Raw genomic sequence first — 23757 nt, forward strand, 5'->3', positions numbered from 1 at the left:
ATCTTATAACTCATTGCGGGTGCCTGATTTAAGCGCACCTTCCGGAGTGTCGATGCAATTTATCAATAGCTGGCAGCAAGAATTACCCGGATTCTACACCGCGCTGGATCCAACGCCATTAGCGGGCGGACGGCTGTTTTATCACAATGCCCCGCTGGCACAAGAGATGGGTTTAGACAATGCGCTGTTCGCCGGCAGCGGGCATGGCGTGTGGTCAGGACGCGAAATGCTGCCCGGCATGTCGCCGCTGGCGCAGGTTTATAGTGGCCATCAGTTTGGCGTCTGGGCCGGACAGTTGGGCGATGGGCGCGGCATTCTGTTGGGTGAACAGCAGCTGGCCAACGGCCGCAAGCTCGACTGGCACTTAAAAGGGGCCGGATTAACGCCCTATTCGCGCATGGGCGACGGACGCGCGGTGATCCGCTCCAGCGTACGCGAATTCCTCGCGTCTGAAGCGCTGCACCATCTTGGCATTCCCACCACGCGAGCGTTGGCGTTAGCCATTGGCGATGAGCCGGTGCTACGCGAAACCCAGGAACGCGGTGCGATGCTGATGCGCATTGCCGACAGCCATCTGCGTTTCGGTCATTTTGAGCATTTCTATTACGGCGGTGAACAAGACAAAGTGCGCCAGCTGGCGGATTACGCCATTCGCCATCACTGGCCGCAGCTCAAGGATGAAGCGGATCGTTACCTGCTGTGGTTCACCGATATCGTTAAACGCACGGCGAGCCTGATCGCCCATTGGCAGAGCGTTGGCTTTGCGCACGGCGTGATGAACACCGATAACATGTCGATTCTGGGCTTAACGCTGGACTACGGCCCTTACGGTTTCCTCGACGACTATCAGCCGGATTACATCTGCAATCACAGTGATTATCAGGGCCGCTACGCTTTCGAAAATCAGCCGATGATAGGCTTGTGGAACCTCAATCGCCTGGCGCATGCCTTGTCAGGCTTGATGACCACCGAGCAAATCAAGCAGGCGCTGGGTCATTATGAAGGTGAGCTGATGCGCGTCTGGGGCGAGAAAATGCGTGCCAAACTCGGCTTGCTGACGGCGGATGCCAATGACAACATGCTTCTGACCGGCTTGCTGTCGATGATGACGGCGGAACACAGTGATTACACGCTGACCTTCCGCATGCTGAGCGACACGCAGCAAGATGAAAGCCGTTCGCCGTTGCGTGATGAGTTTATCGATCGTGAGGCCTTTGATCGCTGGTACAGCGATTATCGCCAGCGTTTGTTGCAAGACCACGCCAGCGATGCGCAGCGTCAGGCGGTGATGAAAGCGGCTAATCCGGCGCTGGTGTTACGCAACTATCTGGCACAGCAGGTGATTGAAGAGGTCGAGAACGGCGAGACCACGGCGTTAGCGAAGCTGCATAGCGCGTTACAGCAACCGTTTAGCGATGTAGCCGTCAGCGCAGAGTTGCGCCAACGGCCACCAGAGTGGGGCAAAACGCTGGAAGTGAGCTGTTCCAGCTAGATCAGCATTAAAAACGGCTGTCGACCGCGGCAGCCAGTTTTGCCAGCACCTCGGCGCTGTCTTCCCAGCCGAGGCACGGATCGGTGATTGACTGACCATAGGTCAGCGCCGCACCGCTCACCACTTTCTGATTCCCTTCCTGCAGGAAACTCTCGATCATCACGCCCGCAACCGCGCGCGATCCGGCACGGATTTGCGCCGCCACATCATCGGCAACGTCACGCTGACGACCGTGCTGCTTCAGGCAGTTGCCGTGGCTGAAGTCGATCACCAATTGCTCCGGCAGATTGAAGTCGCGCAGATTGGCCGCTGCCGCCGCCACATCTTCGGCGTGATAGTTCGGCTGTCGACCGCCGCGCAGGATCACGTGACCATGCGGATTGCCACTGGTTTGATAGATGGTCATCTGACCGTTTTTATCCGGTGACAGGAACATGTGGCTGGCACGCGCGGCGCGAATCGCATCGACCGCGATCTGCACGTTACCGTCGGTGCCGTTTTTGAAACCGACTGGACAGGAGAGCGCTGACGCCATTTCACGATGAATCTGGCTTTCGGTGGTACGCGCGCCAATCGCGCCCCAGCTGATTAAGTCGGCAATAAACTGGCCGATCACCATATCGAGGAATTCAGTGGCGGTTGGCATGCCCAGCGCGTTGATATCCAGCAGCAGTTTGCGCGCAATGGCGATGCCGCGGTTTACATCGTAGCTGCCATCCAGATCGGGATCGGAGATCAGGCCTTTCCAGCCAATCACGGTGCGCGGTTTTTCGAAATAGGCACGCATCACGATTTCCAGACGATCTTTATGGCGCTCACGCAGCACGTTCAGACGTTCAGCATACTCAATCGCCGCTTTAGGATCGTGCAGCGAGCAAGGGCCAATAATCACCAGCAGACGCGGATCTTCACCGGTCAGAATGCGCGCGATGCGCTGGCGGGAAGCGGTGACGTTGGCGGCAATCTCTGCCGAAATAGGGTGTTCATGCGCGAGCGCAGCCGGAGTCAGCAGGCTACCGATGCGCGCGGTACGCAGTTCATCAGTCTTGTTCATTGAGATTCTCAAAAATTTGTTCTTCGCAGCGGTGAAATACCGGGAAGTGATGGTGATCACAATAAACTAATAGCCTGCGAATTCAACCTGCTAAAAACAAAGGTCTTAAAACCAGACGGAAGCCAGACTTTACGATTGCAATACAGGCCAGGTATGTGGCGGGAGGTCGCCATTTATGGCGACCGGCAGAGAAACCTAATACATGCTGCGGCTCAGACCCATGATATCGAGGATTTTGGTGGCGATCTCTTCCACCGAATAGTTGGTGCTGTTGAGATAACGAATCTGGTTGGTACGGAACAGCGCTTCCACTTCGCCTACTTCGAGACGGCACTGGCGCAACGAAGCGTAGCGGGTATTTTCCGCGCGCTCCTGGCGAATCGCCGCCAGGCGTTCCGGGTCGATGGTTAAACCAAACAACTTATGCTGATGTGCACGCAGCGCCGGCGGCAGTTTCAGGTTATCCATATCATCGGCGATAAACGGATAGTTAGCGGCACGCACGCCAAACTGCATTGCCAGATACAAGCTGGTGGGCGTCTTCCCGCAGCGAGATACGCCGAGCAGAATCACCTGCGCATCTTCGAGGCCGCGCAGGGAAATGCCATCATCATGCGCAAGGGTGTAATCGATGGCGGCGATGCGCGCGTCATATTTGCCGAGGTTGCTGGCGGTCAAACCGTGCGTGCGGTGCGCCACCGGCATTGACGCCACGCCGAGTTCGCTCTGCAACGGTGCTACCAGCGCCTGCACGATGTCCTGACAAAAGCCTTCGCTTTCGAGAATAATTTCACGGACGTCGGGTGTGACGATGGAGAAGAACACCAGCGGGCGCACGCCGCTCTGCTGGTAGAGCGCGTTGATCTGCGCTTTAACCGCCTGAGCGCGTTGCACATTCTCGACAAATGGCAGCGTCACGGTGTGGGTCATCACCGGGAACTGGGACAACACCGCATGGCCCAGCACTTCGGCGGTAATGGCGGTGCCATCAGAGATGTAAAATACGCTGCGTTCAGTGTTCATAGTGCAAATATCCTCTTGCCTGGCAATGCCCAAATTGTCGATGGTAATATTTCATTTTAAATAATAATAAAATGAAATATCCATATTGTCCGCTATTGCGCTCACAAAGATGAATCAGCGAATAATCAATATTAGATGAAATGCTGTTTTGAAAAGCATTATTTTCGCGCATTTTCCTTTTCGCGCATGAAATAAAGTTTGACGGCGTTGCGCAACAAAAATCAATCGCTAACCCTCTGAAAAGGGGAAAAATATCGCTACAGCAATCTATTAGCGTGAAATAGGGTGGTTGCGCAACACAATTAATTCTAAGTACTAATCCGATTTTGTCTTTCTTTTCCTGCTTTAACGATTCAACACTTAGTCTTTATTAATCGGTTGTGCCAGGCTGGTTTGGCGAATAGCAAAATGTTCCATGTGTGTTCACATCATTTAAAAGGATAATCTCAATGTCCAATCAAGACCAACAGTCGCTAGTGCTCTGGTACAACCAGCTTGGCATGCATGATGTTGATCGGGTGGGAGGCAAGAATGCTTCCCTTGGAGAAATGATTACGAATTTGTCGTCGCTGGGTGTTTCCGTCCCAAACGGTTATGCGACCACATCTTACGCGTTTAATCTGTTCCTCGATCAAAGCGGACTGAACCAGCGGATCTATGATTTGCTGGATAAAACGGATGTTGATGATGTTGCTGAGCTCGCGCAAGCGGGTAAACAGATTCGTCAATGGGTGATCGATACGCCATTCCAGCCTGAACTGGAAGCGGCAATTCGTAGCGCCTACGAACAACTCTCTGCTGATGATGCCGACGCCTCCTTTGCGGTGCGCTCGTCAGCCACCGCCGAGGATATGCCCGACGCCTCGTTTGCCGGCCAGCAGGAGACTTTCCTTAACGTGCAGGGTTATGACGCGGTCATCATCGCGGTGAAGCACGTTTATGCCTCCTTATTTAACGATCGTGCCATCTCCTACCGTGTGCATCAGGGCTACGACCATCGAGGCGTGGCGCTCTCGGCCGGTATTCAGCGCATGGTGCGATCGGACCTCGCCTCGTCGGGCGTGATGTTTACCATTGATACCGAATCGGGCTTTGATCAGGTGGTGTTTATCACGTCCGCCTTTGGTTTGGGCGAAATGGTGGTGCAGGGCGCGGTGAACCCCGACGAGTTCTACGTGCACAAACCAACACTGGCCGCCAATCGTCCGGCGATTGTGCGGCGCACCATGGGCTCAAAAAAGCTGCGCATGGTGTATGCGGATTCGCAGGAGCATGGCGAGCAGGTGCGGATTGAAGATGTCGAGCAGGAACAGCGCGATCGCTTCAGCTTAACCGATGACGAAGTGCAGGCGCTGGCGCGTCAGGCGGTGCTGATTGAGCAGCACTACAAACGCCCAATGGACATTGAATGGGCGAAAGATGGCCACACCGGCAAACTGTTCATCGTGCAGGCGCGTCCGGAAACGGTGCGCTCCAACGGTCAGGTGATGGAACGTTATACGCTGCAGGGCAAAGGCAACGTGGTGGTCGAAGGCCGCGCCATTGGTCATCGCATCGGTGCGGGTGAAGTCAAAGTCATCCACGACATCAGCGAGATGCATCGCATTGAAAAAGGCGATGTGCTGGTAACTGATATGACCGATCCCGATTGGGAACCGATCATGAAGAAAGCCTCAGCCATCGTCACCAATCGCGGCGGTCGTACTTGCCACGCGGCGATCATCGCGCGTGAGCTGGGCATTCCGGCGGTGGTGGGCTGTGGCGATGCCACCGATCACCTGAAAGATGGCCACAAAGTCACGGTTTCCTGCGCCGAAGGTGATACCGGTTATGTCTATGACGAACTGCTGGACTTCGAAGTGACCAGCTCGCAGGTCGATACCATGCCGGAACTGCCGCTGAAGATCATGATGAACATCGGTAATCCGGATCGTGCTTTCGATTTCGCCTGCTTGCCGAACGAAGGTGTTGGCCTGGCGCGTCTGGAGTTCATTATCAACCGTATGATTGGCGTGCATCCCAAAGCGTTGCTGGAGTTTGATCAGCAAACGCCGGAATTGCAGCAGCAGATTCGTCAGATGATGAAAGGCTTTGATGACCCGATTGAGTTCTACATCGGCCGTCTAACCGAAGGGATTGCGACGCTGGGTGCGGCATTTGCGCCGAAACGGGTGATTGTTCGTCTTTCCGATTTTAAAACCAACGAATACGCCAACCTGGTGGGTGGCGAGCGTTATGAGCCGGAAGAAGAGAACCCGATGCTCGGTTTCCGTGGCGCCGGTCGCTACGTTGCTGACAACTTCCGCGACTGCTTCAAGCTGGAGTGCGAAGCGGTGAAGCGCGTGCGTAACGAAATGGGGCTGACCAACGTTGAAATCATGATTCCGTTCGTGCGTACCGTCGATCAAGCCGAAGCGGTGATCGCCGAGCTGGCGAAAAACGGTCTGAAGCGCGGCGAGAATGGCCTGAAAGTGATCATGATGTGTGAGATCCCGTCCAACGCCTTGCTGGCTGAGCAGTTCCTCGAGCACTTCGATGGCTTCTCCATCGGCTCTAACGACATGACACAGCTGGCTCTGGGCCTCGATCGTGACTCTGGCGTGGTTTCCGCGCTGTTTGATGAACGTAATGATGCCGTGAAAGCGCTGTTATCGATGTCGATCAAAGCGGCAAAAAAACAGGGCAAATACGTCGGTATTTGTGGTCAGGGACCGTCGGATCATCAGGACTTCGCGGCATGGTTAATGGAGCAGGGCATTGATAGCCTGTCGCTTAATCCGGATACCGTGGTTGAAACCTGGTTGAGTTTGGCAGAGCTGAACGCATCCTAACATTAACCAGGCGGTAATTTGATGCATCAGATGAGAATCTGATGTGTCATTAGTGTAATTATCAAGGTCAGCGCCGCTGGCCTTATTTTTTTATCTAAAAAAAGCCAAAAAAAAGCCCATCACAGGGGATGGGCAAAGACTACACACAGCAATTCTTCACTTTACTCAGGGGAATAAGGTTGTTTAGAAATCAGTAGCTTGATTCAAAACATAGGAAACATGTTATTGATCAGGCTCGCTGGCGTCTTTAAGAATCCTCTTATTAGTTTAAAGCTGATAACCTTTCGTGGCCTTTTTCTTCCCTACTAAGCGGCAATTCAGCTGTAAAAATAATCATTCCGTAAGAGAATTCCGCCTAAAGCGCCTAAAACTGCGTTTTTTCTTAAAAACCGCTTATGAAAAAAAATTATTATCAGTAAGAAATGCGCGGGGGCGATGTTGGGGCATTAGGCGGGTTAAAGTAAGGCCAGTGTAAAACTGAGAGAACGTGTATCTTCGCTGAGTGGGCGTTAATGTGAATGAGGTCGCCATGAACGGCGACCCGGCGGGGAACGCTTAATGAAGTTCTTCTTCGTGATCGGCCAACGCTTCGATGGCGGTCTGCACATCGTCATCCGGTTCGGGCGCTTCATGCATCCACACTGAAACCAGACGATAAGAAACCGCTAAGACCACCGGACCGATAAACAGCCCAATCATACCGAAAGCAATCAATCCGCCAATAACGCCGGAAAGAATAAGGATCATCGGTAAATCGGCACCCATGCGAATCAACACCGGACGCAACACGCTGTCCAGCGTACCCACCACGCAACTCCATATCAGCAGCACCGTGCCCCACGTGGTATCGCCGCTCCAGTACAGCCAGATAATCGCTGGCACTAACACTACCAGCGGTCCGAGCTGCACCAGACAGGTCAGAATCATCAACACGGTTAACAGCGTGGCGTAAGGAATGCCGGAAATGGCTAAACCGATGCCGCCGAGCACGCCCTGAACCAACGCGGTGACCACCACGCCCAGCGCCACAGCACGAATCGCCTGACCGGCCAGCAGCACCGCAGCATCGCCACGGCGTCCACTCATGCGATAGGCAAAATGACGAATCCCGTGACCCACCTGCTCTCCGCGCCAGTACAGCAGCACGCTGAACAGCAGCATCACGATGAGATGCATCATAAAGCGACCAAAGTGGCCGGCCTGTGCCACGAAGAAGCCGGTGGTGCGACCAATATAAGGCTGCACCTGATTCAGTATCGCCGCGCCGCCGCCATCCACTAATTTGTGGTAGCTCGAGTAGAGTTTCCTGCCGATATAGGGAATCTGTCGCAACCAATCGAAGTCAGGCATCACCAGATGGCGCTGCGTTGCCCAGGCGATCACCGGCGCACTGTTATCAATCAGGCTGCTGACCAGCAGGGCGATAGGAATAATAAACAATAGTAAGAGCAAAATGGTCATGGCGATCACCGCCAGAGAGCGCCGTCCCCATAACATGTGCTGCAGACGAATCATCAACGGCCAGGTGGCGATCACCACCATGCTGGCCCAGGCGAAGCCGAGAATAAAGGGCTGCACCACCCACAGACTGGCGATGATCATGATCAGAATGAACATCAGCGAAAACAGCATTTGCGGTAAATCCATACCGCGTTGCAGGTCTTTCATCACAACGGTTAACCTCGATTGAGTCCTTCAGAGTGGGGCTGAACAGCCCTGATTAATGATGATCTATTTCCTGAAAATTAAACAGGAAAAGCAGCGACGGCGGTGCGCTTTCCTGAAAAAACAGCAGCCAGCAGAAAAGTATGATAAAACCAAGGGCTGAAAAAAATTACGACGCAAACGTTTACAACATCTCGGTCACTCAATAATGATCCCACAGATTTCTCAGGCACCGGGCCTCGTTCAACTGGTGCTGACATTCCTGCAGTCCTTAAAAGAGCAAGGCTTTACCGGCGATACCGCCACCAGCTATGCCGATCGCCTCTCGCTTGCCACCGACAATAGTATTTATCAGCTGCTGCCTGATGCGGCGCTGTTTCCACGCTCGACGGCGGATGTGGCGTTGATTGCGCGCCTTGCCGGTGAAACCCGCTTTACCAGCCTGGTGTTTACGCCACGCGGTGGCGGCACCGGCACCAACGGGCAGTCGCTGAATCAGGGCATCGTGGTGGATATGTCGCGCTACATGAACCGCATCCTGGAAATCAACACCGAGCAAGGATGGGTGCGTGTTGAAGCCGGCGTGGTGAAAGATCAGCTCAATGCGTGGCTCAAGCCGTATGGCTTCTTCTTCTCGCCGGAGCTCTCCACCAGCAACCGCGCCACGCTCGGCGGTATGATCAACACCGATGCTTCGGGCCAGGGTTCGCTGGTGTATGGCAAAACCTCCGATCACGTTGAAGGCCTGCGCGCGGTGCTACTGGGCGGCGATATCCTCGATACGCGCGCCATGCCGACCGAACTGGCGGAACAGCTGGCCAGCACGCCGACCGCGGAAGGGCGCATTTACCAGCAGGTGTTGAGTCGCTGCCGCGAACAGCGCGATTTGATTCTGGAGAAATTCCCCAAGCTCAATCGCTTCCTGACCGGCTACGATCTGCGCCATGTGTTCAGCGACGATTTGCAGACGTTTGATTTGACGCGCCTGCTGTGCGGCGCGGAAGGCACATTGGCCTTTATTACCGAAGCGCGCCTCGACATCACACCCATCCCTAAAGTGCGTCGTCTGGTAAACATCAAATACGATTCCTTCGACTCGGCCCTGCGTAACGCCCCTTTTATGGTGGAAGCCAAAGCGCTGTCGGTAGAAACCGTTGACTCGAAAGTACTGAATCTGGCGCGCGAAGATATCGTCTGGCATTCGGTTAATGAATTGATTACCGATGTGCCAAATAAAGAGATGCTGGGCCTCAACATCGTGGAGTTTGCCGGTGATGATGGCGAACTGATTGAGCAGCAGATCAGCACGCTGTGCCAGCGCCTGGATGAGCTGATGACCCAGCAGATGGGCGGCGTGATTGGCTATCAACTGTGTGACGATTTAGGCGGCATTGAGCGCATCTATAATATGCGCAAAAAAGCGGTTGGCCTGTTGGGGAACGCCAAAGGGCGCGCCAAGCCGATTCCGTTTGTGGAAGATACCGCGGTGCCGCCAGAACAGCTGGCGGATTACATCGTCGATTTTCGCGCGCTGCTCGACAGCCACGGCCTGAGCTACGGCATGTTTGGTCACGTGGATGCTGGCGTGCTGCATGTGCGTCCGGCGCTAGATATGTGCGATCCGCAACAGGAGCTGCTGATGAAGCAGATCTCCGATGAAGTAGTGGCGCTGACCGCGCGCTACGGCGGTTTATTGTGGGGCGAGCACGGCAAAGGTTTTCGCGCGCAGTACAGCCCGGAATTCTTTGGCGAAACGTTATTCAATGAGCTGCGCCGCATCAAAGCCGCGTTCGATCCTGACAACCGCATGAATCCCGGCAAAATCTGTACGCCGCTTGGCAGTAATGAACCGATGATGCAGGTTGATGCGGTGAAACGCGGCACCTACGATCGGCAGATTCCGGTTACGGTGCGCAACGAGTGGCGCGGTGCGATGGAGTGTAATGGCAACGGTTTGTGCTTCAACTTTGATGCACGTAGCCCAATGTGCCCGTCGATGAAAATCACCCGCAACCGTATTCACTCGCCGAAAGGGCGCGCCACACTCACGCGTGAATGGCTGCGTTTGCTCTCCGAGCTGGGCGTAGATCCAACCCAACTTGAGCAGGCGCTGCCGAAACAGGGCGCCAGCTTGCGTACGCTGATTCAGCGCACGCGCAATACCTGGCACGCGAATCAGGGCGAATATGACTTCTCGCACGAAGTGAAAGAGGCGATGTCGGGTTGCCTGGCGTGTAAAGCCTGCTCGACGCAGTGCCCGATCAAGATTGATGTGCCGAACTTCCGTTCACGCTTCCTGCAGCTGTATCACACCCGCTATCTGCGCCCGATGAGCGATCATCTGGTGGCCACCGTGGAGAGTTACGCGCCGTTGATGGCCAAAGCGCCCAAGGTGTTCAACTTCTTCCTTAAGCAACCGTGGATGCGCGAGCTGAGCAAAACGCATATCGGCATGGTGGATTTGCCGTTGCTGTCGTCGCCAAGCCTCAAGCAGCAGCTGAGCGGCCATCCGGCGATGAACCTGACGCTGGAGCAGTTAGAGGCGCTGGATGCAGCGCAACGCGAAAATTGCGTGCTGGTGGTACAAGATCCTTTCACCAGCTATTACGAGGCGCAGCTGGTTACCGATTTCGTCAAGCTGATTGAGAAACTCGGTTATCGTCCGGTGCTGCTGCCGTTCTCACCGAACGGCAAGGCGCAGCATGTGAAAGGCTTCCTGCAGCGCTTTGCACGTACCGCCAGCAAAACAGCCGATTTTCTCAACCGCGTAGCGAAACTGGGCATGCCGATGGTCGGCGTCGATCCGGCGACCGTACTCTGTTATCGCGATGAGTATAATCAGGTGCTGGGCGAGCAGCGCGGCGAGTTTAACGTGCAGCTGGTGCATGAGTGGCTGCAAACCGCCTTGTCTCCACGCGCGGAACAAACCGCCAGCGGCGAAGCCTGGTATCTGTTTGCGCATTGCACCGAAGTGACCGCGCTACCGTCCACGCCGAATCAGTGGCAGAGCATTTTTGCGCGCTTTGGTGCGAAGCTGGAAAACGTCAATGTGGGCTGCTGCGGAATGGCGGGAACCTATGGCCACGAAAGCGTAAACCTGGAGAATTCGCTGGGGATTTATGAGCTGTCCTGGCATCCACAATTGCAAAAGCTGCCGCGTCAGCGCTGTCTGGCAACCGGTTTTTCGTGTCGTAGTCAGGTAAAACGCGCAGAGGGCAATGGTATGCGTCATCCACTGCAAGCATTACTGGAAATGATGTAAACAAATTGTAGGAGACGTCACAAAGCTGGATTAGAATATCCAGCCTGCGTGGCGAACAAAATCACTCTGTAGGCGGGTAGCTTGATCCCACTCGCCGCTGAGCGCCAGTTGATGACACAAACGTGTTAATGACAGGCGCGCCAGTTGATAGGCCTGAATCCGAAACAAACGGTCACGATCGGCATTGCCCATCTCCTGCACTAAGCGGTGATGGAGTTTGCCCATGGCATGTAGAAAGCTGTGATCGTCGCCGTTGAGTTCGCAGATTTCTGCCATATCGAGGCAGGTGTCGTTGAAGCGACGCAGTTGGTCGAGAGTGCAATCGGTGCGGTTGAGCTTTGCCTGAGCCATGTAGAAGTCAACGGTGATATCGCGCACCGAAAACTTATATTCGTCGATTTTATGTTGTAACCAGGCTGAGACGGTAAGCGTCATATTGCCACCTATTTAGGTTAATGATAATCATTATCATATTAAACCGCGTCAGGAATGCAATTCCCGCTGTGAAATTTTATTGATTTCTTCTGCCTGTTACTAAAATCGGCAATAACAATTTCTTTACATAGTGGAAAGGCGTAACCTATCAATCAGGATTAAATCGTAAAATTGATTTTAAAAAAATTGCGTCAATTTAACGGGTTACGCAGGTCAGGCGCGCACGGGAATGCCGCCGTCAATCTGCTTTGAAGCGACTATGCTTAATAAAGCAGCAATGAAAAATAGCACGAGATGATTATCCCTGCAAAACAAGAGGTTGAAGTGATACCTGATATCACTACCATAGAGGGATAGCCTGAAAAGGCCCAGACATACGAGGTAGCACAATGTCATCAGTAAATGCCGACTCCTTTTCACCCGAAGATTTCGTCTGGAAAGGGCTCACGCTGACCGAATCGGCAGCGAAACAGATTCTTAACCTGGTAGAACAAGACCCTGAAGTCAAGGGCTTTAAACTGGGTGTGAAAACGTCCGGCTGTGCCGGCTTTGGGTACGTTATGGACCTGGTGAAAGATCCTGCCGATGACGACCTGCAGTTTGAGCAATTCGGCGCAAAACTGTTTGTGCCACTTCAGGCGATGCCGTTTGTTGACGGTACCGAGCTGGATTATGTCCGCGAAGGCCTTAACCAGATTTTTAAATTCAACAACCCTAAAGCTCAACACGCCTGCGGGTGCGGTGAAAGCTTTGGCGTCGAGTAAGTAAAACATGTCACGACACACCGAAGCATCTGATGATGTACAAATGTGGGAAGGCAAGCTCAATTATAAAGAGGGCTTCTTTACCCAGTTACAAACCGAAGAATTTGCCCACGGCATCAATGAAGATGTGGTGCGTGCGATTTCGGCTAAACGTAACGAACCTGAATGGATGCTTGAATTCCGTCTCAAGGCGTTCCGCGCCTGGGAGCAAATGGAAGAGCCGCACTGGCTGAAAGCGCACTACGAAAAACTGGATTATCAGGATTACAGCTACTATTCCGCGCCGTCCTGCGGCAACTGCGATGACAGCTGTGCTTCTGAACCGGGCGCGACCCAAACTTCTGGCAGCGTCGCGTCCAGCGACTACCTGACGAAGGAAGTGGAAGACGCGTTCAACCAGTTAGGCGTTCCGGTGCGTGAAGGTCGTGAAGTGGCGGTGGATGCGATTTTCGACTCCGTCTCGGTTTCAACCACCTATCGCGGCAAGCTGGCGGAGCAGGGCATTATCTTCTGCTCGTTCGGCGAAGCGATTCACGATCACCCTGAGCTGGTGCAGAAGTATCTCGGCACCGTCGTGCCGCCAAACGATAACTTCTTCGCTGCGCTGAACTCCGCTGTGGCCTCTGACGGTACCTTCGTTTATATCCCGAAAGGCGTACGTTGCCCGATGGAGCTGTCGACCTATTTCCGCATCAACGCGGCAAAAACCGGTCAGTTCGAGCGCACCATTTTGATCGCCGATGAAGACAGCTACGTCAGCTACATCGAAGGTTGCTCTGCGCCTGTGCGTGACACCTATCAGCTGCACGCCGCAGTAGTAGAAGTGATCATCCACAAAAACGCTGAAGTGAAATACTCCACCGTACAGAACTGGTTCCCAGGCGGCGAAGGCGAGGGCGGTATCCTCAACTTCGTGACCAAACGTGCCCTGTGCGAAGGCGATCACAGCAAGATGTCCTGGACGCAGTCTGAGACCGGTTCGGCGATCACCTGGAAATATCCAAGCTGCATTCTGCGCGGTGATTACTCGATCGGTGAGTTCTACTCGGTCGCACTGACCGCAGGCCGCCAGCAGGCGGATACCGGTACCAAGATGATTCACATCGGTAAAAACACCAAGTCGACCATCATCTCCAAAGGTATCTCTGCCGGTAAGAGTCAGAACACCTATCGTGGCCTGGTGAAAATCATGCCAACCGCGACCAACGCGCGTAACTTCACCCAGTGTGACTCGATGCTGATTGGTGCCGAGTGCGGTGCGCACACCTTCCCGTATGTGGAAACGCGCAACAACACCGCCCATCTGGAGCACGAAGCCACCACCTCGCGCATCGGTGAAGATCAGATGTTCTACTGCCTGCAGCGTGGCATCAGCGAAGAAGATGCGATCTCAATGATTGTCAACGGCTTCTGCAAAGACGTTTTCTCCGAGCTGCCACTGGAATTCGCCGTGGAAGCGCAAAAATTGTTAGCTATCAGCCTTGAGCACAGTGTGGGCTGATGCCCGTTGCCGGAAGCAATGTGAAGGAAAGAGTATGTTAAGCATTAAAGATTTGCAGGTTAGCGTTGAAGACAAAGAGATTTTGCGCGGTCTGAACCTCGAAGTGAAACCGGGCGAAGTCCACGCCATCATGGGACCGAACGGTTCAGGTAAAAGTACCCTGTCTGCAACGCTGGCTGGCCGTGAAGATTACGAAGTCACTGGCGGTTCTGTCACCTTCAAGGGCAAAGACCTGCTGGAACTTGAGCCAGAAGAGCGTGCCGGTGAAGGCATCTTCATGGCGTTCCAGTATCCGGTAGAAATTCCGGGCGTCAGCAACCAGTTTTTCCTACAGACCTCGGTCAACGCGGTACGTAAATACCGTGAGCAGGAGCCGCTGGACCGTTTCGACTTCCAGGATTTCATCGAAGATAAAATCCAGCTGCTGAAGATGCCAGAAGATTTGCTGACCCGTTCAGTTAACGTGGGCTTCTCCGGTGGTGAGAAGAAGCGTAACGACATCCTGCAGATGGCGGCACTGGAACCTGAGCTGTGCATCCTTGATGAAACCGACTCCGGTCTGGATATCGATGCGCTGAAAATCGTGGCAGAAGGCGTAAACAGCCTGCGCGACGGTAAGCGTTCATTCATCATCGTGACGCACTACCAGCGTATTCTGGATTACATCAAGCCAGACCACGTACATGTGCTGTATCAGGGCAAGATCGTTAAATCTGGCGACTTCTCGCTGGTGAAACAGTTGGAGGAGCAAGGCTATGGCTGGCTTACCGACCAAGAGTGATAACGCCCTGCAGCAGTGGCATCATCTGTTTGAATCGCGCGGTGACGTACGTTCTTTGCAGGCGCAGCAGCACTGGCAGCAACTGATGCGTGTCGGCCTGCCGACGCGTAAGCATGAAAACTGGAAATACACGCCGCTTGATGGCCTGTTGGCGCAGCAGTTTGTGCTGCCGCAGCCGCAGGAAGTGAGCGCGGAACAAGTTGAAGCGCTGGCGCTGCCGGTTGATGCGGTGCGTTTGGTGTTTGTTGACGGTCGTTTTCAGGCTGAATTGAGCAGCCGTGATACCGGCCTGTTTGAAATTCAGCATGCGCAGGCTTCTGAGCGTCGTCCGCTACCGGCACCGATTCAGCCGGAAGTGTTCCTGCATCTGACTGAAAGTCTGGCAGAAGAAGCCACGACAATTCGTCTGGCGCGTGGTAAATCAGCGGCTAAACCGCTTTATCTGTTGCACATCACCAGCGGTCAGGATGCGGGCACTAACACCGTGCACCATCGCCACCATCTGCAGCTGGAAGCCAGCGCAGAAGCGGAAGTGATTGAGCACTACGTCACGCTGAATGACGTGGCGCACTTTACCGGCGCGCGTTTCACATTCGATGTGGCCGACAATGCCAAACTGCAGCACATTAAACTGTCATTTGAGAGCGAGAAGGCTTACCACTTCGCGCACAATGATGTGGTGATGGGCCGCGATGCGAATGTGGCCACCACTAGCTTCCTGCTGGGTGCGGGCTTATCGCGTCACAACACCAGCGCGCAGCTGAATGGCGAAAATACCAATCTGGCGATCAACAGCTTGTCGTTGCCGGTGAATCAGGAAGTGTGCGATACCCGCAGCTATCTGGAGCACAACAAAGGCTACTGCACCAGCCGTCAGATGCACAAAGTTATCGCGCGCGATAAAGGCCGTGCGGTGTTCAACGGCATGATCAAAGTGGCGCAGCACGCGCTGAAAACCGATGGACAGATGACCAACAACAACTTGTTGCTGGGCCGTCTGGCTGAAGTGGACACCAAGCCGCAGCTGGAAATCTATGCTGATGACGTGAAGTGCAGCCACGGTGCGACCATTGGTCGTATTGATGAAGAGCAGATGTTCTACTTGCGCTCGCGCGGTATCGATGAGACCGCCGCACAGCGTATGATCATCCATGCCTTTGCCGCTGAACTCACCGAAACGCTGGAGAATCCGGTATTGCGTCAGGTGGTGCTGCAGCGCATTGCCGCGCGTATCCCGGGAGTTGAGTCATGAGTTTCGATCTCGAACGCATCAGAGCGGAATTTCCGATTCTGAAACGTGAGGTCAACGGACATCCGCTGGCCTACCTTGATAGCGCGGCCAGCGCACAGCGCCCGCTCGCGGTCATCAATGCGGAAAGTTATTTCTACCAGCACGGCTATGCGGCCGTGCACCGTGGTATCCATTCGTTGAGCGCGCAGGCGACCACCGACATGGAGAACGTACGTCATCAGGCCGCGCGTTTTCTTAACGCCGCTTCGCCAGAAGAGATTATTTTCGTCAAAGGCACCACGGAAGCCATCAATCTAGTGGCGAACAGTTGGGGCGGCAGTCAGTTGCAGCCGGGCGACAACATCATCGTCACCGAGATGGAGCATCACGCTAACATCGTGCCGTGGCAGATGGTGGCGCAGCGTACCGGCGCAGAAATTCGCGTTCTGCCGCTGAATGCGCAGGGCGAGCTGGCGCTGGAACAGCTGAGCGGTTTGATGGATAGCCGCACCCGTTTGCTGGCGGTCACCCACGTTTCTAACGTGCTCGGTACCGTCAACCCTGTGAAAGCTATCGTGGCGCAAGCAAAAGCCGCTGGCGTGATTACGCTGGTGGATGGCGCGCAGGCGGTGATGCATCACAAGGTGGATGTGCAGGATATTGACTGCGACTTCTACGCTTTCTCCGGCCATAAGATTTATGGTCCGACCGGCATTGGTGTGTTGTATGCGCGTAAAGCGTTGCAGGAGATCATGCCACCGTGGGAAGGCGGCGGTTCGATGATTTCGGAGGTTGTGCTGCCAACCGGCACCACCTTTAACACTACACCATGGCGTTTCGAAGCGGGCACGCCGAATACCGGCGGCATCATTGGTTTGGGTGCGGCGTTAACGTGGATCAGCGAACTGGGCCTGGACGTGATTCATCAGCGCGAATCGATGCTGATGCGTTATGCGCTGGATAAACTGGCTTCGGTGCCGGATCTGGTGATTTACGGTCCGGAAAGTCGCAGCGGCGTGGTGGCCTTCAACCTCGGCAACCATCACGCCTTTGATGTCGGCAGTTTCCTTGATCAATACGGTATTGCGATCCGCACCGGCCATCACTGTGCGATGCCGCTGATGCGTCATTATGCGGTGCCGGCCATGTGTCGTGCCTCCTTCGCGCTGTACAACACCGAAGAAGAAGCCGATCGTCTGGCCGCAGGTTTGACCCGTATTCATCGTCTGCTGGGCGGTTGAGCAGATTTCAGGAGTGATTCATGGCGAATTTGCCAGATAAAGAGAGACTGGTTCGTAACTTCAATCGTTGCGCTAACTGGGAAGAGAAGTACCTCTACATCATTGAACTCGGTGGGAAATTACCAGAATCCTCCGAAAGCTTACAGCAGCCGGAACATGTGATTTCAGGTTGTCAGAGCCAGGTGTGGATACGCATGACCCCGCAGGCCGATGGCACCATCGCCCTCGAAGGCGACAGCGATGCCGCCATTGTTAAAGGGTTGATTGCAGTGGTATTTAGCCTGTATCAAGGGCTTAAGGCGTCAGAGGTTCTCGATCTCGATGTGCGTCACTGGTTCAGCGAATTGGCGCTGACCTCACATCTCACTCCCTCGCGTTCGCAGGGGCTGGAAGCCATGATCCGCGCGATCCGGCATAACGCTCAGACCCTCAGCTAAGTTACACTCTCCAGACCCCGGCTTGATCGGGGTCTGTTCTATCCGACAAAGAGAAAATTGCATGAAACCAGCCTTACGTTTAGCCGGTGCATTGCTGTTGTCCTGTTGCGGACTCTCTGCACCTGCATTTGCTACGGAATATCCCCTACCAGCCGATAACAGCCGTTTGATTGGCGAAAACACCCTGACCACCGTGCCGGATGATAAGCGGCCGCTGGAGAGCATTGCCGCACGTTACAAGATAGGCATGCTTGGCATGCTGGAAGCGAATCCAGGCGTTGATCCCTGGCTGCCCAAGGCCGGCACGCAATTAACCGTGCCGCTGCAGATGCTGCTACCCGATGCGCCACGTGAAGGTATTGTGATTAACCTCGCGGAGCTGCGGCTTTACTACTATCCGAAAGATGAAGATCGTGTGGTCGTCTATCCGATCGGGATTGGTCAGTTAGGCGCCATGACGCCAACCATGGTCACCAGCATCAGCCAGAAAATACCGAATCCTACCTGGACGCCAACCACCAATATCCGCAAGCGCTATGCCAAAGAGGGCATCACCTTGCCGGGCGTGGTGCCTGCCGGGCCAGACAACCCGATGGGGTTGTTTGCGATGCGTCTGGCGCGCGGAACCGGTCAATATCTGATTCACGGTACCAATGCCGACTTTGGTATTGGCATGCGCGTAAGTTCTGGCTGCATTCGTTTGCGACCGGATGATATTGAAGCGCTGTTCAACAGCGTGCCGAAAGGGACGCGCGTGCAGGTGATCAATCAGCCCATCAAGTATGCGATTGAGCCCGATGGGAAGCGCTACGTCGAGGTGCATCAGCCGTTATCGCGTAACGATAAGGACGATCCGCAAACCATGCCGATTGCGCAGTCAGCGCAGCTGAAAGCCTTCTCGAAGAGTGAGAAGAGTGATACGGCGCTGATTAAGGAAGCGATAGCCCGACGTTCCGGGATGCCGGTATTGGTAAGCAGCGGTGAGCCGGTGACGGATGAAAGCGCAGTAACAACGGAGCAGAGTGGTGAAGCCGTAGCGCAGCCCTGAATTCGGACCAGAGAAACGCAGAATCAGGACAAAAAAAATGGTGCCACATGGGCACCATTTTTCAACCAGTACTCTTACTTACGGTAAGAGTGAGCCTGGTTGTCCAGACGCTGGTTAGCGCGAGCTGCGTCATCTTTAGCAGCCTGAACGTCAGAACGGATTGCGTTCACGTCGTTGCTCAGCTGATCAACTTTAGCGTTCAGAGTCTGAACGTCTGAAGACAGTTGGTCGATTTTAGCGTTGCTTGAGCAACCAGCCAGCATAGTTGAAGCCAGGATTACAGCGCCCAGTACCAGTTTAGTGCGATTCATTCTTTATACCCTCTAGATTGAGTTAATCTCCATGTAGCGTTACAAGTATTACACAAAGCTTTTTGAGTTGAGAATAAATTTTTGATGAGAACATGCTTAAATTTGATCGTTCGCTCAAAGAAACAGCATTTAACAGAAGATGATGAAAATAATTAGCTAAAACAGAGAGATTTAATCGGACTAACCTTAATCATACGAGATTTTGAATAGTTAATTTCGATTGGAAATTTCTGGCTTTTGTATTACCTCTGCAATAAAAAAAGCGCCTTTAAAAGGCGCTTTTAAATAAAAATTCAGTTGCTAATCAGATTACATGTACAGACGCGGTGTTTGTCGTTCCGCTTGGTACTAATGCACCTGAAACCATTACCACCACATCGCCTTTCTGCGCATATCCGCTTTCCAGCGCCATTTCTTTACCAATGCGGTAGAAATCATCAGTCGAGGCAATTTCTCTCACCAGATGAGTTTCGATACCTTTGCTCAGAATCAGCTGACGAGCGGTGGTTTCGTTGGTGGTGAGCGCCAGAATGGTGGCATCCGGGAAATACTTACGGATAGCTTTAGCAGATTTACCACCTTCGGTGGCTACAACAATCAGTGGTGCTTCCAGCTTCTCTGCAGTCTCAACGGCACCGCGGCATACCGCTTCGGTGATGCGCAGCTTGCGTGAGTCCTGTAGTGAATCGATGCGGGATTTCATCACGCGATCGGTACGCTCACAGATGGTCGCCATGATGGTAACCGACTCCAGCGGATAACGACCTTTAGCACTCTCGCCCGACAGCATGACCGCATCGGTACCATCGAGGATGGCGTTCGCCACGTCGCCGGCTTCTGCGCGGGTAGGGCGCGGGTTTTTGATCATGGAATCCAGCATCTGCGTCGCGGTGATGACCACTTTGCGTGCTTTATTACACTTCTTGATCATCATCTTCTGCGCGAAGATCACTTCTTCAACCGGGATCTCAACGCCGAGGTCGCCACGAGCCACCATGATGCCGTCTGACGCTTCGAGGATCTCGTCGAAGTTGTTCAGGCCTTCCTGGTTCTCGATTTTTGAGATGATCTGAATGTGCTCGCCGCCGTGCGCTTTCAGGTGCTCACGGATTTCCAGCACGTCTGAACGCTTACGGATAAACGAAGCGGCGACGAAATCAACGTTCTGCTCGCAACCAAAGATCAGGTCGCGCTTATCTTTTTCCGCCAGTGCAGGCAGCTGAATGGAGACACCTGGCAGGTTAACGCCTTTGTTCTCACCCAGATCGCCATTGTTCAGGACATTACAAATAACTGAGTTCTCAGTCACTTCTGTGACCTGCATACCGATCAAACCATCGTCGACCAGAACGGTGTTACCAATTTTCAGGTCTTCAGTGAAACCGGCGTAGGTCACGGCAACACGTTCGCTGTTACCAATGACTGACTGATCGGTGGTGAAGGTGAAGGTCTGGCCGGCTTTCAACGACACATCGTTACCGCCTTCCAGTTTCATGGTACGAATTTCCGGACCTTTGGTGTCCAGCAGAATAGCGGCCTGACGACCGGTTTTTTCCATAACGGCACGCATGTTGGTGATGCGTTGGCCATGTTCAGCGTAATCCCCGTGCGAGAAGTTAAGGCGCATCACGTTCATGCCCGCTTCCAGCAGTTGGGTCAGCATCTCTTCGGACTCGGTTTTTGGACCGATAGTACAAACGATTTTGGTCTTTTTCATGTCAGGTTTTCTATAAGTTGTGATGGATGATAAAGGTCGGGATTCGATGCGCACGGCACCGAAGTGAGAATATTTATGGTGTTGGATCGGATTTCACAGAAATAAGAATAGGAGACGAAAGCAAAGCGTGCAGAGAAGTTATGCAGTACGCGAGGGAACTGAGTGATCAGTGTTGCGCAAATCATTGGAGTTGTTTGCATAGGCACGTTAGCGCTGAAACCTTTCAGGTGGAACAACGCGGCATAGTATAGTCGCTAAGTATGCGAAAACCAATATAAAATCGGCGTGATAAAGACGATGCAGATCAAGAAAAGGGTGTTGCGCAAGGAGATAAAACCAGAGTGGTGCGCTCTAATGGACTCGAACCATCGACCCCCACCATGTCAAGGTGGTGCTCTAACCAACTGAGCTAAGAGCGCATTGAGGAAATTCACTAATTGGTGCGTCCGAGTGGACTCGAACCACCGACCCCCACCATGTCAAGGTGGTGCTCTAACCAACTGAGCTACGGACGCACTTGGTGCGCTCTAATGGACTCGAACCATCGACCCCCACCATGTCAAGGTGGTGCTCTAACCAACTGAGCTAAGAGCGCAACACGCTGTCAGGGCGACAGCGGGGACGAATATTAACGGCAGGCCGTGATGCTGGCAAGGGGAAAAAGTGTTTTTCCCCTACGACTGACCAGCAACTGTGCTATGCGTCGTTTTTTTCGCCGTTACCAGCCACTTAGCGCGCGGCGCGCGCCAGGATGACCTGCGCAGGCAGGCGCTGCAAACGACGGATGCGCCAAATCATCATCACTGCTGCGGAGGTCAGGCCGATAATGAAGCCACACCAGAAACCGGCGGGACCCAATTTCGGCAATACCCAATCGGTCATCGCCAGTACATAACCCACCGGCAAGCCCAACACCCAATAGGCGATAAAGGTAATGAAGAAGATCGAGCGTGTGTCTTTATAACCGCGCAAGATACCGCTGCCGATCACCTGAATCGAATCTGAGAATTGATAGATCGCCGCCAGCAGCATCAGCTGCGCCGCAAGGGTAATGACTTCCGGATTTGCCGTGTACAGACCTGCGATATCATGGCGGAAAATCACGGTAAACAGCGCGGTGATTGCTGCCATGCTGATGCCGACGCCTTGCCCGGTCCACGCGGCAACGCACGCCTGTTCGGCTGAACCTTGCCCGAGTCGATAGCCAACGCGAATAGTGGTGGCAACGCCGAGCGACAGCGGCAACACGAACATCAGCGAACTAAAGTTGAGTGCAATCTGGTGTCCGGCCACTTTGACAATGCCGAGCGGTGATACCAACAGCGCCACCACGGCAAACAGCGTCACCTCAAAGAACAGCGCCAATGCCACCGGCAAACCCAGCGTGAACAGGCGTGACAAAATCCCGCGTGACGGTGCGGACCAGCGCGTTTTCATACGGATATCGCGCATGCTTGCCATGCGTTTCACCCAGAAGCGCATCACCAGGAACATCACCCAATAGACCGATGCCGTCGCCACGCCGCAGCCGACACCGCCTAAGGCCGGCATACCAAAATGGCCGTAAATGAACACATAGTTGAGTGGAATGTTCACCATGAGACCGAGAAAACCGAGCAGCATCGCCGGTTTGGTTTTCGACAAACCTTCACATTGGTTGCGCATCACCTGGAACAGCAGGTAACCCGGCGCCCCCCACAGCAACGCATGCAGGTATCCTTCGGCTTTGGCGGCCAATTCAGGATCAATGTCATGCATGGTGTTAATCAGATAACCGGCGTTCCACAGCACCACCATAATCAGTAGCGCAACGCCGATTGCCATCCAGTATCCCTGGCGCACTTGTTCCGCGATACGTTCGCGTCGTCCTGAACCGTTGAGTTGCGCAACGGTAGGCGTCAAAGCCAGTAGAAGACCATGACCAAACAGAATGGCGGGAAGCCAGATAGAGGTGCCGACAGCGACGGCGGCCATATCCGTGGCGCTTACCGCACCGGCCATAACAGTATCTACAAATCCCATCGCAGTCTGGGCCACCTGAGCAAGGATGACCGGGATCGCGAGGGCCAGCAATTGACGCGCTTCGGTAAAATACTTCTGCACGTTACACCTGCTTAATTAATGAAGAGAGCGGGGCGAAATCCCCAAAGAATGCGCGCACAGTGTAGCGGCAGCGCTGGCTTCCGCCAAACGTTGATCGCATTTTGTTTAGCAATTTGTGTAAAGTTTGAACTCCGCCAAATTAAGCTGCCGCCGACAAGCTGTGATAAACTGACGCAAACTTTGCAGAGGCTGAGATTATGTTTACTGGAATTGTGCAAGGCACGGCAGAAATTGTCGGCATTGAAGAGAAAGATCTGTTTCGTACCCATATTGTGCGCTTACCGGACGATCTGTTACCGGGACTGGCGCTGGGCGCATCGGTAGCACACAACGGCTGTTGCCTGACCGTGACCGAGATTAACGGCGACTTGGTCAGCTTCGATTTGATTAAAGAAACATTGCGCATTACCAACCTGGGTGAATTACAGGTGGGTGATGTGGTGAATATTGAGCGTGCAGCGAAGTTCAGCGATGAAATTGGCGGCCATTTAATGTCCGGCCATATTATGACCACGGCGGAAATCTGCAAAATCATCCAGTCAGAAAACAACCGCGAAATCTGGTTTAAATTACAGGACGCCACACAGATCAAATATATTCTGCATAAAGGTTTTGTGGGTATCGACGGAATTAGTTTGACCGTTGGCGACGTAACCAAAAGCAAATTCTGTGTGCATCTGATTCCGGAAACGCTGGAGCGCACTACTTTAGGCGCGAAGAAGTTTGGTCAGAAGGTCAATATCGAGATTGATCCTCATACGCAGGCCATTGTGGAAACCGTTGAACGCGTATTAGCGCAGCGTGAAGCCGCCGCACTGGCGCAGATTGCTAGCGCTGAATGATGGCGTTAAAAAAGGCGCC

The 23757-nt window shown here is 53.7% G+C and carries 18 protein-coding genes, 3 tRNA genes and 1 other RNA gene; 11 read left to right on the forward strand and 11 right to left on the reverse strand.

All coding sequences use genetic code 11. The annotated features are described in order from the left end of the window. Positions 1 to 52: 52 nt before the first annotated feature. The gene (locus K5Y32_RS04430) at positions 53 to 1492 is read left to right on the forward strand and encodes a YdiU family protein (protein WP_222181893.1); all 1440 of its coding nucleotides are present in this window, start codon (positions 53 to 55) and stop codon (positions 1490 to 1492) included. A 7-nt stretch (positions 1493 to 1499) separates the two neighbouring features. Here the strand turns inward: K5Y32_RS04430 and K5Y32_RS04435 are convergent, their stop codons facing one another. Both K5Y32_RS04435 and K5Y32_RS04440 read right to left on the reverse strand, forming a co-directional pair. Then, entirely contained in the window at positions 1500 to 2546 is a 1047-nt protein-coding gene (locus K5Y32_RS04435; RefSeq protein ID WP_101764565.1) for a 3-deoxy-7-phosphoheptulonate synthase, read from the reverse strand. A gap of 195 nt (positions 2547 to 2741) precedes the next feature. After that, positions 2742 to 3569, reverse strand: coding sequence for a pyruvate, water dikinase regulatory protein (locus K5Y32_RS04440; protein ID WP_222181894.1), 828 nt, complete (start codon positions 3567 to 3569; stop codon positions 2742 to 2744). Positions 3570 to 4018: 449 nt separating this feature from the next. Between K5Y32_RS04440 and ppsA the strand changes: the two genes are divergently transcribed. After that, on the forward strand, positions 4019 to 6400 hold the full coding sequence (ppsA, locus tag K5Y32_RS04445) for a phosphoenolpyruvate synthase (protein WP_222181895.1): 2382 nt from the start codon (positions 4019 to 4021) through the stop codon (positions 6398 to 6400). Between the two features lie 104 nt (positions 6401 to 6504). On the opposite strand, the gene rprA is transcribed toward ppsA, so the two are convergent. Both rprA and ydiK read right to left on the reverse strand, forming a co-directional pair. After that, an RNA gene (rprA, locus tag K5Y32_RS04450) (antisense sRNA RprA) lies at positions 6505 to 6612 on the reverse strand. 343 nt (positions 6613 to 6955) lie between these two features. Next, the gene (gene ydiK, locus K5Y32_RS04455) at positions 6956 to 8068 is read right to left on the reverse strand and encodes an AI-2E family transporter YdiK (RefSeq protein ID WP_222181896.1); all 1113 of its coding nucleotides are present in this window, start codon (positions 8066 to 8068) and stop codon (positions 6956 to 6958) included. A gap of 205 nt (positions 8069 to 8273) precedes the next feature. Between ydiK and K5Y32_RS04460 the strand changes: the two genes are divergently transcribed. Then, positions 8274 to 11327 carry an FAD-binding and (Fe-S)-binding domain-containing protein gene (locus K5Y32_RS04460; RefSeq protein WP_222181897.1) on the forward strand — a complete coding sequence of 1018 codons (3054 nt, stop codon included), beginning with the start codon at positions 8274 to 8276 and terminating at the stop codon, positions 11325 to 11327. 30 nt (positions 11328 to 11357) lie between these two features. Here the strand turns inward: K5Y32_RS04460 and K5Y32_RS04465 are convergent, their stop codons facing one another. Continuing rightward, complete coding sequence (locus K5Y32_RS04465; RefSeq protein WP_008102969.1) at positions 11358 to 11762, reverse strand: hypothetical protein; 405 nt, start codon at positions 11760 to 11762, stop codon at positions 11358 to 11360. A 389-nt stretch (positions 11763 to 12151) separates the two neighbouring features. On the opposite strand from K5Y32_RS04465, the gene sufA reads away from it, so the two are divergent. From sufA to K5Y32_RS04500, 7 genes are all read left to right on the forward strand, one after another. Further along, positions 12152 to 12526: a Fe-S cluster assembly scaffold SufA gene (sufA, locus tag K5Y32_RS04470; protein ID WP_222181898.1), complete on the forward strand. Its 375-nt coding sequence runs from the start codon at positions 12152 to 12154 to the stop codon at positions 12524 to 12526. A 7-nt stretch (positions 12527 to 12533) separates the two neighbouring features. Beyond that, entirely contained in the window at positions 12534 to 14027 is a 1494-nt protein-coding gene (gene sufB, locus K5Y32_RS04475; RefSeq protein ID WP_008102971.1) for a Fe-S cluster assembly protein SufB, read from the forward strand. 34 nt (positions 14028 to 14061) lie between these two features. Then, positions 14062 to 14808 carry a Fe-S cluster assembly ATPase SufC gene (gene sufC / locus K5Y32_RS04480; RefSeq protein ID WP_008102973.1) on the forward strand — a complete coding sequence of 249 codons (747 nt, stop codon included), beginning with the start codon at positions 14062 to 14064 and terminating at the stop codon, positions 14806 to 14808. Then, positions 14783 to 16060 (forward strand): Fe-S cluster assembly protein SufD, encoded by a 1278-nt coding sequence (gene sufD / locus K5Y32_RS04485; RefSeq protein ID WP_110866026.1) that lies wholly within the window; start codon positions 14783 to 14785, stop codon positions 16058 to 16060. The genes sufC and sufD overlap by 26 nt, the downstream gene beginning before the upstream one ends. Then, positions 16057 to 17280: a cysteine desulfurase SufS gene (gene sufS / locus K5Y32_RS04490; protein WP_222181899.1), complete on the forward strand. Its 1224-nt coding sequence runs from the start codon at positions 16057 to 16059 to the stop codon at positions 17278 to 17280. Before sufD ends, sufS begins: the two co-directional genes overlap by 4 nt. Positions 17281 to 17300: 20 nt before the next feature. Next, positions 17301 to 17717, forward strand: coding sequence for a cysteine desulfuration protein SufE (gene sufE, locus K5Y32_RS04495; protein ID WP_222181900.1), 417 nt, complete (start codon positions 17301 to 17303; stop codon positions 17715 to 17717). A 61-nt stretch (positions 17718 to 17778) separates the two neighbouring features. Further along, the gene (locus tag K5Y32_RS04500; RefSeq protein WP_176971549.1) at positions 17779 to 18765 is read left to right on the forward strand and encodes a L,D-transpeptidase family protein; all 987 of its coding nucleotides are present in this window, start codon (positions 17779 to 17781) and stop codon (positions 18763 to 18765) included. 74 nt (positions 18766 to 18839) lie between these two features. On the opposite strand, the gene K5Y32_RS04505 is transcribed toward K5Y32_RS04500, so the two are convergent. From K5Y32_RS04505 to K5Y32_RS04530, 6 genes are all read right to left on the reverse strand, one after another. Beyond that, positions 18840 to 19076: a major outer membrane lipoprotein gene (locus K5Y32_RS04505; RefSeq protein WP_007892735.1), complete on the reverse strand. Its 237-nt coding sequence runs from the start codon at positions 19074 to 19076 to the stop codon at positions 18840 to 18842. A gap of 304 nt (positions 19077 to 19380) precedes the next feature. Continuing rightward, complete coding sequence (gene pykF / locus K5Y32_RS04510; protein ID WP_110866028.1) at positions 19381 to 20793, reverse strand: pyruvate kinase PykF; 1413 nt, start codon at positions 20791 to 20793, stop codon at positions 19381 to 19383. A 342-nt stretch (positions 20794 to 21135) separates the two neighbouring features. Next, a tRNA-Val gene (locus K5Y32_RS04515) sits at positions 21136 to 21212 on the reverse strand. Positions 21213 to 21231: 19 nt separating this feature from the next. Continuing rightward, a tRNA-Val gene (locus K5Y32_RS04520) sits at positions 21232 to 21308 on the reverse strand. Between the two features lie 3 nt (positions 21309 to 21311). Next, positions 21312 to 21388 (reverse strand) — tRNA-Val (locus K5Y32_RS04525). 134 nt (positions 21389 to 21522) lie between these two features. Continuing rightward, positions 21523 to 22896, reverse strand: coding sequence for an MATE family efflux transporter (locus K5Y32_RS04530; RefSeq protein ID WP_222181901.1), 1374 nt, complete (start codon positions 22894 to 22896; stop codon positions 21523 to 21525). 197 nt (positions 22897 to 23093) lie between these two features. Between K5Y32_RS04530 and K5Y32_RS04535 the strand changes: the two genes are divergently transcribed. Continuing rightward, positions 23094 to 23738: a riboflavin synthase subunit alpha gene (locus K5Y32_RS04535; protein WP_176971547.1), complete on the forward strand. Its 645-nt coding sequence runs from the start codon at positions 23094 to 23096 to the stop codon at positions 23736 to 23738. The last annotated feature ends 19 nt before the right edge of the window (positions 23739 to 23757 follow it).

Source organism: Pantoea sp. DY-15 (genome assembly GCF_019795935.1).
Classification (GTDB): Bacteria; Pseudomonadota; Gammaproteobacteria; order Enterobacterales; family Enterobacteriaceae; genus Pantoea; species Pantoea leporis.

What these genes read in the sequence shown, in the direction of transcription:
- ppsA (WP_222181895.1), top strand. Translation starts at nt 4,019, where the DNA reads ATGTCCAATCAAGACCAACAGTCGCTAGTGCTCTGGTACAACCAGCTT.
- K5Y32_RS04465 (WP_008102969.1), bottom strand. Translation starts at nt 11,762, where the DNA reads ATGACGCTTACCGTCTCAGCCTGGTTACAACATAAAATCGACGAATAT.
- K5Y32_RS04430 (WP_222181893.1), top strand. Translation starts at nt 53, where the DNA reads ATGCAATTTATCAATAGCTGGCAGCAAGAATTACCCGGATTCTACACC.
- K5Y32_RS04500 (WP_176971549.1), top strand. Translation starts at nt 17,779, where the DNA reads ATGAAACCAGCCTTACGTTTAGCCGGTGCATTGCTGTTGTCCTGTTGC.
- K5Y32_RS04505 (WP_007892735.1), bottom strand. Translation starts at nt 19,076, where the DNA reads ATGAATCGCACTAAACTGGTACTGGGCGCTGTAATCCTGGCTTCAACT.
- K5Y32_RS04535 (WP_176971547.1), top strand. Translation starts at nt 23,094, where the DNA reads ATGTTTACTGGAATTGTGCAAGGCACGGCAGAAATTGTCGGCATTGAA.
- K5Y32_RS04460 (WP_222181897.1), top strand. Translation starts at nt 8,274, where the DNA reads ATGATCCCACAGATTTCTCAGGCACCGGGCCTCGTTCAACTGGTGCTG.
- sufA (WP_222181898.1), top strand. Translation starts at nt 12,152, where the DNA reads ATGTCATCAGTAAATGCCGACTCCTTTTCACCCGAAGATTTCGTCTGG.
- pykF (WP_110866028.1), bottom strand. Translation starts at nt 20,793, where the DNA reads ATGAAAAAGACCAAAATCGTTTGTACTATCGGTCCAAAAACCGAGTCC.
- sufE (WP_222181900.1), top strand. Translation starts at nt 17,301, where the DNA reads ATGGCGAATTTGCCAGATAAAGAGAGACTGGTTCGTAACTTCAATCGT.
- K5Y32_RS04435 (WP_101764565.1), bottom strand. Translation starts at nt 2,546, where the DNA reads ATGAACAAGACTGATGAACTGCGTACCGCGCGCATCGGTAGCCTGCTG.
- sufD (WP_110866026.1), top strand. Translation starts at nt 14,783, where the DNA reads ATGGCTGGCTTACCGACCAAGAGTGATAACGCCCTGCAGCAGTGGCAT.
- ydiK (WP_222181896.1), bottom strand. Translation starts at nt 8,068, where the DNA reads ATGAAAGACCTGCAACGCGGTATGGATTTACCGCAAATGCTGTTTTCG.
- sufS (WP_222181899.1), top strand. Translation starts at nt 16,057, where the DNA reads ATGAGTTTCGATCTCGAACGCATCAGAGCGGAATTTCCGATTCTGAAA.
- sufB (WP_008102971.1), top strand. Translation starts at nt 12,534, where the DNA reads ATGTCACGACACACCGAAGCATCTGATGATGTACAAATGTGGGAAGGC.
- K5Y32_RS04440 (WP_222181894.1), bottom strand. Translation starts at nt 3,569, where the DNA reads ATGAACACTGAACGCAGCGTATTTTACATCTCTGATGGCACCGCCATT.
- sufC (WP_008102973.1), top strand. Translation starts at nt 14,062, where the DNA reads ATGTTAAGCATTAAAGATTTGCAGGTTAGCGTTGAAGACAAAGAGATT.